Genomic DNA, 7,225 nt, shown 5'->3' with positions numbered 1-7,225 from the left:
TTTCCCCCCCCCCGCCTCTCGTTCCGCGATTTATAGTGACGTATTCACGAATAATATTATCATTTCCAATGAATACCTTACTTATCTCTCCATTAAACTTGAGATCCTGAGGAATGCCTCCAATAATCGCTCCGGTGCCAATCTGATTGCGTTCCCCTATTTCTGTCCAACCCTCTATAGTGACATGAGATGCAATTGACGTTCCTTGGGCAATCCTTACGTTTTCACCAATAATAGAATAAGGACCTATGGTGACACTGGGGTCGATTTGAGCCCCAGGAGAAATCAAAGCGGTTGGATGAATTTGATTCGGGGTAGAAATAAGATTACCTGCTAAATGATCTAATTGCCTCACTAGCATTTTTACCTCCACAACATTTAAATCTCGATACAACGCTACCTTAAAAAGGTGCCCTTATGGATTAAATCATAGAGCACTTTAAAAAGTATTTTTAATCTAAAAATGTAATTACAGATCTCAGATTTTTAGACTAGCACGTATAATTCAATTTAATAAATACATCACGAACAGCAAATCTTTGGGCAAAATAGATTTGATTTTGGGTCATGCTGCTGCGTATAGACTCTGCATTAACTTGCGACCAATACTGTTCAGTATTGATACCGCCCTGGATGCCAAAACTGCTGCCATTACTAAAAGGAATCTGTGCTGCAACCGCTAAATTCGAACCCACTACAATTGAAGTCCAAAGCGTTGTCGGAGTCGCTTGCTTATAACTGTAAACATTCGTTGATACGGCGCCAGGAAAATTGGGAAGGGCAGCGGGAGTGGCTAAATCCTCACTCCATTTGGAAGTATAAGAACCTCCTAAGACTGAAGCAGAAACATCGCCAAGAACACTAATATAACGATTTAGACTCCATACAGCACCCATGCCTATTTGAGGTCCAATTCCAAAATATTTTGCTGCATAATCAATATGATTACTTAATGGTGCCTCAAAAGTCTGAAACTCAACATCCGTAAAAGCAGCTGTTCCGTCATATGCGGCAGAAAAGCCTTTTTTAAACTCAGACGCCTTAAGACCATAGTAACGTGAGAAACGTACGTTATTTAAAAAAGAACTTTGGAAATAATGGTGTGTCAGTAGTTCAGCAGTTTGAAAATCATAATGAGAACTCACAGAGGCACTTCCATCAAACATTTGCCGCCCACCTGGAACTATAGGATCTGTTGGATCTATAAATGGATTAATTTGTACTAACTGGCTTAATCGGTTAACTAATATCGCATCGGAGCCAAGATTTTCTACGCTATTAAATCCTTTGTTTTTTAAGTTAGTGTACGTTAATGTGACATCATAATCCCTTTGGGGACCAAATATGTAACCTACACCTACCAAAAACCCCCACCGTGAATCAAGATGTATTTGTTGTGCATCCACTATACCATTTGTAGTAATGACATCAGCGTATACGGTTTTATTGATTCCTTCATCGCTTAAAGAACCATATATCGGGGCACCAGTAACGAAAAAACCGTGAGAAAGATCTTGACTACTGCCTAGGGTACCAGAGAATGCCAAGGTACTGTTTGCAATGAATAAGCCGAAAAAAAAGCTCCTATTTTTTTTTAAATTTATCACGTTCACTCCATTTAACATAATACAGATAATATTTGATCAGAAAGATTTTCCTGAGAGATATAGGGTAACAGAATCCTCTTATATGTCTACAGGTTTACTAGTATTTTGATTCCAGCAAACCACTATTGATTTTAGAGTAGAGAAGAGAAAATAAAGAGCCGGAAAAAAATCTTTTGATTTGAAGTGCTTTATATATCTTATAATATATTAATTCAATACCTTATAGATAAAATCTACTTTTTTGAAATCAAATTGCAGCCACATATCAAGCCCTATTATCCTCCCTTCTTTTTAACTCAGGAAGAGTTCTTGCTGGTTGAAATAAAGGGTTGTGCATTTGCATACTCAGGTTACGCAGGCATCATATTTATGAGTTGTCAAATCTTACATTAGTGAGTGCTTTCTTCCAGATTTAAATGATTTTCTTTATACCATCTGATTAATGCATCATTATAATCAGCACAATTTTAATTGATAATTACTGGTTTCTTTTTTATCTTAAAAACTTACTTGGAAATAAAACACTATGGTCACTTTTAAAAAAATAATCTTCTTATTTTTCTATTCCTTTTTAAGCATCACCTCTTATAGCCAATCACTCGATAACGACAAGAAAATCCTAGTTAATTACAATTATCTAGAAACGTTTTCTAAAGAGATAGCGCAGAAGAGCTTAAAAAAAATGCCGCCGCTTGATGAGCTCAAAGCAAATTATGATGTGACTCTTTATAAAATCAACTATAAAACTCCAGCCCCTGATGGTCAGATGACGATTGCTTCCGGCCTGGTAGCTGTACCTCGTGTAACAAATAAGCTAGGAATTGTCAGTTATCAGCATGGTACTCGCTTCAAGCATGAGGATGCTCCCTCCAGGATGAAAGAGAGCGATTATGTGTATCCCGCTTTGTTTGCCAGTCATGGTGGTTATCTGACGGTCATGCCCGATTATCTTGGTTTAGGGGATAATGAATTACCTCTACATCCTTATGTACAATATGAAACATTAGCCAGCAGCAGTGTCAATATGCTCCTGGCTACCAAAGAGCTCGCCAAAATTATAAAAATCGAACTCAATGATCAACTATACATTGGCGGTTACTCAGAGGGCGGATTTTCCTCTTTGGTCATGTTTGAGTTGCTTGCCGCTCAATATCCACACATTCCGGTTACTGCAGTTGCTTTAGGTTCTGCACCTTATGACTGGGATGAAACCATGAAATTTATTATGCTGGATCCGGGCCCAAGAGCTACTGCGTATTTGGCATATTTCTTCTATTCACTGCAGACCTATAAAAATTATTGGGCTGCTCTAAATCAAATCTTTGTCAGCCCTTACAATACCCTCATTCCAGAATTATTTGATGGGCTCCATTCCACCAAAGAAATACTGGATGCACTACCGCAAAATCCAGCATTAATTTTTCAGCCTGAATTTTTTGAGGCTATCTTAAATCATTTAGAGAGCAACACAGAGAAATTGAAAAGCAATTTCAATCATTATGATTTTTCTCCAACAGCACCCTTACTACTTGTTGGCACCAAAGGAGATAGGGATGTTCCTTACCATGGAGCTGAAATTGCTTATGAACAATTTACAAAATACAGTAGTGCCGTCTTTATTCAATCAGTCAGCGACACACTTGACCATCGAGATGCAGGCCCATATGTCTTTTATGAAATGCTGCAATTTTTTAAAGGCATCCAAGCTGAATAAAGGACAATAGTCAGGGCACTATTCTGGCATCCCTGCGAAGGCAGGGATCCATTTGCAATGTCCATCCTAAACCTTAATAGGATATTCTGTTCCTCAAAACGCAATGAAATATTAACTTAACAGAGTAAAACAATTCCCAGTGGATTAATTTGAATTATGAACTATTGTGATGAATGCTTCCCTGCCTTCGCACTAACGACGTTTTGTCTTAAAATTTTACAATTTTATGGGATAAAAATTTTTAAGGTCCTCTCAGAAACATCCGTGGACATGTTTAATTTCTTCCAGCCATGACGCCACCATCGACATTGATGATTGCTCCAGTGATCCAGCTTGCTTTGTCTGACAAAAGAAATTCAATGGCGTTAGCAACATCCATTACTTTACCTATCCTGCCAATGGGATGAAACGCATTAAAATTCTGCAGTGATGCTTCAATTTTATCTTCAGCTATAAATGACTTGTAGATAGGTGTTGCTACAACTGCAGGGGCTACGGCATTCACTCTTATGTTGTGATCTGCAAGTTCCATAGCTAAATGTTGCGTCAACGAATGAAGTCCAGCTTTTTGCATGGAATATGCAGAAGAGGGAGTAGCCTTGACTGCCTGATTCGCCCACATGGATCCAATATTAACTATTGAACCACCTCCATTTTGTTTCATTTTTGCTGCAACAGCCTGAGTAATAAAAAAGAATGCTTTGTTGAGATTTACCTGCAGATCATAATCAGCTTCAGTATGGTCTAAAAAGCTTATGGGTTTAAAATATCCGGCAGCATTAACCAGATGTTTTATTGCACGTGCTTCTTTTTTTATTTTCATAACGCATTGTGACACTTGCGCTTTATCATAAAGATCAACCATTAAATACTCTATTTTACCTCCAATTTGTTTTAGTTCGTCGACAGCATGTTTTAGCTTTTGTTCATCCCTTCCTATAATCAACAGATCGAAGCCACTTCTTGCAAGCCTTTTTGCTGTTTCCAGTCCCATTCCACTGGATCCTCCCACGATAATCGCTAAATTTTGATTGGACATATTCTTCACCCTTTTAGTTTATAAATATTTGTTCCATGGAGTATGGACAATATATAATCCTAAAAAAAGCAGGTACTTAATGGTACACTAGGTACTTATTGGTACTCATTATTGAATTATTTGAAGAAAAAAGTTGAAGCAAAAAATACCTCTTAAAGCAGCAACAATGGTTGAAACAATTTACGGTTGTAAGTGGTCACTTACCATTTATTCTCTTTTACGAGAAGGCGTCAACCGCCCCGGAGAAATGGTGCGCCGCGTTGACGGCCTTACCACAAAAGTTTTGAATCAATGCCTTAGAAGAAATATTGAATTCGGTATTCTTGGCAAGAAAGATTTTCATGAAATTCCCCCCAGAGTTGAGTATTTTGTTACCCCTTTTGGAGAAAAATTTTTAAAAATTCTCGATGAGATTGAAGAATTGAATCATTCTATTGCCCCACAACAAAATCATTAACTCTATTCCAACTTACAGAAGACTGGACCATTATTCAGTTGCAATTGATTACCGCCAAAATCCGCCATATACTGCCCTTCATACGTTTGATTTTGTTTGTTTAATTGCGCAGAAATGAAAATTCGCGGACGCTCCCTTTCATCGTCGTCCATAGCGACAAGCAGTAAATTTCCTGTGTGCATACTAAATCGTGTTGCAGTTACTGGATAATCAAAATCAACTTCAGGCAAATCACCGATTTTATTGGGTACTTTAAATTTAACTTTAAAGGAAATAGTACCGTCTAATCCCTGCATATGGCACTCAACCGATTTTTGCGCATCATATACCTTTACTGCTCAACTAGAATCAATGGTAACGATAAAATGAGACGTTTCATAGGAATAAACTCCTATAATATTTTGTGGGCGATATCTTCTCCCTGAAAATAAATAATAACTTAATCAATACGAATTCACCAGTTCCTTTCATGAGGTTCTTTTAGGCAAAATTTGAGTTGGTAATTTTGTAGAGAGTGTGCTATTTACCAATCGCATCGTCTATCTTGAGCATACAAATACGATTGGCATTTGATTTTTACCATTTAACTGTTCAATGGGAAAAAACTCCTATCCATTTTGGTCAACGTAATTTCCTTTTCTTTAGTCCATTGCTTCTGGGAAAACAAGGTTCCTTGTATAAAAATAGAAATGCTTTTTGTACTCTTTTGTTCCAACGGTACATCATCTTCAAGTTTAAATTCTTGTTTTATCGTTTCGACTAGCTGCGCAAGATATTTATTCTCAGAAACCTCTTTATTATAGTAGGGAAGACGCTTTCTAAAAAACGATTGGATATCTCCGGAAGTACAGCCAAACAGCAGTGGGCTTTTCGTTTCTAATAGTTTCCGTATGACTTCGATTTCGTAGATATATGCATTTGCTTCCGTATTCGCAATTTTTGCTGCAACATTAAAGGCATGCCCTGCTTCATGAATAATCTCACCAATCATATCAATCATTGTTTGTTCAAAAAAGCTAACCTTTAAAGCAATTGTTTGGTTCATGACCCAATTTTTATGGAGGTGCCCTAATAATTTGTACGTACTTTTGTTGACAAAGATAGCAGGATTCCCCTGGACACCTAAAAAATCATGCGGGGGTTTTAAAATATCAATTTGAAGTTGCGGAATTGAAGCAGTAATACCGTTATTAAGCCCATTCCAACCCATTTCGCGGCATTTTTCGATGAGTAATCTTATGTGGTAGCTTGTTAGCATAGCGTACTCCTTGACTATAAATTCCCATGAAAATCAAATTAAGATCAATTTGAGCAATAGTTGAAAAATTATTATTACGGATCAATTTTTACCAGTCAATACATTTGATGATCATTTGGTCTTTATTTGATTTATTTTGTTGAAAATAATAGGAAAGTAGACAGGAAATACACATTTTTTAATAATTTGGACAAGCGACCTATAGTAAGTGCTGCAAGGAACATTTTAAAAGGTACTGTGGCCGTTGCAGGCCTGATTACCGCACTATAAGGAGGTGGGGCAGAAAAAGCTCCCCCACTTCTAAAGAAATTCCTATGACTATCATACGCTGATCAACCATCAGCCCATACCCATCCCTTTTTGTTTGATTTTTTCCAGAACTTCTGTGTCAGGTACCACTTCATCAAGAGAAAAATAATCACGAGTAATAGGATCACGCCGTAACTCAGGTCGTTGTGGATGGCGTTCCCTTATAGCGAGAATTTCTGTTAAATCATAAAGCTCATTCCCGACCCCACCTTCCAAGCGTGAATTGGGTAATCGCACTGGAATTTTAGGCACGCTAAAACCAATAGGGGAACGCATAGAATCACCAAATATTGCTGTATTCAGGGTTTGAAGCAACCCTGCATCCGCATGGGGAGTACAACATTGAACAATATGCTCCTGCATCTTGCTACTAAATCGATCCCATCGTAACCTTATCTCCTCTGGAATTACATTCCATATTTTTTCGTCCACTTTTGCAGAGCCGGAAGTTAATCCAAGTGCTTGCGCAAATTTTGCGATATTTACGTGAGAAATTTTTATGCATGGAATCCTTACTTTCTCACCGTCAACTTCAGCTTTTATCACAGCGTTCTTTAGCTCAAACGCTCCTTTTTCAGCTGCCTTACGAAAAAAAGCAAAAACTAGCTCAACCCTTGCTTTTCTACGTTCAATTGGAGGATTTTGAGTACTTTCACGAATAATAATGTCCGATCCCGAGCGCATCACTCGATAATGCTGGGCACAATTCATCGCTTCCAATATTTTATTAGTAACCAATTCAACAAATTTTGCTCCTTGTCGCTCTTTTTCTCCACGTTCACTTCTCATTTGCATGATTCATTCTCACAATCACCGATAATGAAATAAATTATAACAAAGA

At 37.6% G+C, this 7,225-nt stretch carries 7 protein-coding genes and 1 pseudogene; 2 read left to right on the top strand and 6 right to left on the bottom strand.

The genetic code is table 11. The annotated features are described in order from the left end of the window. Positions 1–361: pseudogene (locus Lpar_RS05850) on the bottom strand (acyl-ACP--UDP-N-acetylglucosamine O-acyltransferase); the annotation flags it as partial. 130 nt (positions 362–491) lie between these two features. Then, positions 492–1,607: an Lpg1974 family pore-forming outer membrane protein gene (locus Lpar_RS05845; RefSeq protein ID WP_058517036.1), complete on the bottom strand. Its 1,116-nt coding sequence runs from the start codon at positions 1,605–1,607 to the stop codon at positions 492–494. Positions 1,608–2,133: 526 nt separating this feature from the next. Between Lpar_RS05845 and Lpar_RS05840 the strand changes: the two genes are divergently transcribed. Beyond that, complete coding sequence (locus tag Lpar_RS05840; RefSeq protein ID WP_058517035.1) at positions 2,134–3,321, top strand: alpha/beta hydrolase family protein; 1,188 nt, start codon at positions 2,134–2,136, stop codon at positions 3,319–3,321. A gap of 274 nt (positions 3,322–3,595) precedes the next feature. On the opposite strand, the gene Lpar_RS05835 is transcribed toward Lpar_RS05840, so the two are convergent. Then, positions 3,596–4,360 (bottom strand): SDR family NAD(P)-dependent oxidoreductase, encoded by a 765-nt coding sequence (locus tag Lpar_RS05835; protein WP_058517034.1) that lies wholly within the window; start codon positions 4,358–4,360, stop codon positions 3,596–3,598. A 133-nt stretch (positions 4,361–4,493) separates the two neighbouring features. Here Lpar_RS05835 and Lpar_RS05830 point away from each other — a divergent pair, with 133 nt between their 5' ends. After that, positions 4,494–4,817, top strand: a complete 324-nt coding sequence (locus Lpar_RS05830) for a winged helix-turn-helix transcriptional regulator (RefSeq protein ID WP_237759351.1) — start codon at positions 4,494–4,496, stop codon at positions 4,815–4,817. 2 nt (positions 4,818–4,819) lie between these two features. Here the strand turns inward: Lpar_RS05830 and Lpar_RS05825 are convergent, their stop codons facing one another. The 3 genes from Lpar_RS05825 to Lpar_RS05815 form a co-directional block, all read right to left on the bottom strand. Continuing rightward, positions 4,820–5,113, bottom strand: a complete 294-nt coding sequence (locus Lpar_RS05825) for a hypothetical protein (protein ID WP_237759350.1) — start codon at positions 5,111–5,113, stop codon at positions 4,820–4,822. 287 nt (positions 5,114–5,400) lie between these two features. Further along, a complete protein-coding gene (locus Lpar_RS05820) occupies positions 5,401–6,075 on the bottom strand; it encodes a hypothetical protein (RefSeq protein ID WP_058517033.1) in 675 nt (224 codons plus the stop codon). Between the two features lie 339 nt (positions 6,076–6,414). Further along, a complete protein-coding gene (locus Lpar_RS05815; RefSeq protein ID WP_058517032.1) occupies positions 6,415–7,173 on the bottom strand; it encodes an RING finger protein in 759 nt (252 codons plus the stop codon). Positions 7,174–7,225 lie beyond the last annotated feature (52 nt).

The sequence above is a fragment of the Legionella parisiensis genome (assembly GCF_001467945.1).
GTDB lineage: Bacteria > Pseudomonadota > Gammaproteobacteria > Legionellales > Legionellaceae > Legionella > Legionella parisiensis.
This window is presented reverse-complemented; position numbering and strand designations above follow the sequence as displayed.

Coding starts and splice junctions, on each gene's coding strand:
- Lpar_RS05840 (WP_058517035.1), top strand. CDS start 2,134: ATGGTCACTTTTAAAAAAATAATCTTCTTATTTTTCTATTCCTTTTTA.
- Lpar_RS05835 (WP_058517034.1), bottom strand. CDS start 4,360: ATGTCCAATCAAAATTTAGCGATTATCGTGGGAGGATCCAGTGGAATG.
- Lpar_RS05825 (WP_237759350.1), bottom strand. CDS start 5,113: ATGCAGGGATTAGACGGTACTATTTCCTTTAAAGTTAAATTTAAAGTA.
- Lpar_RS05820 (WP_058517033.1), bottom strand. CDS start 6,075: ATGCTAACAAGCTACCACATAAGATTACTCATCGAAAAATGCCGCGAA.
- Lpar_RS05815 (WP_058517032.1), bottom strand. CDS start 7,173: ATGAGAAGTGAACGTGGAGAAAAAGAGCGACAAGGAGCAAAATTTGTT.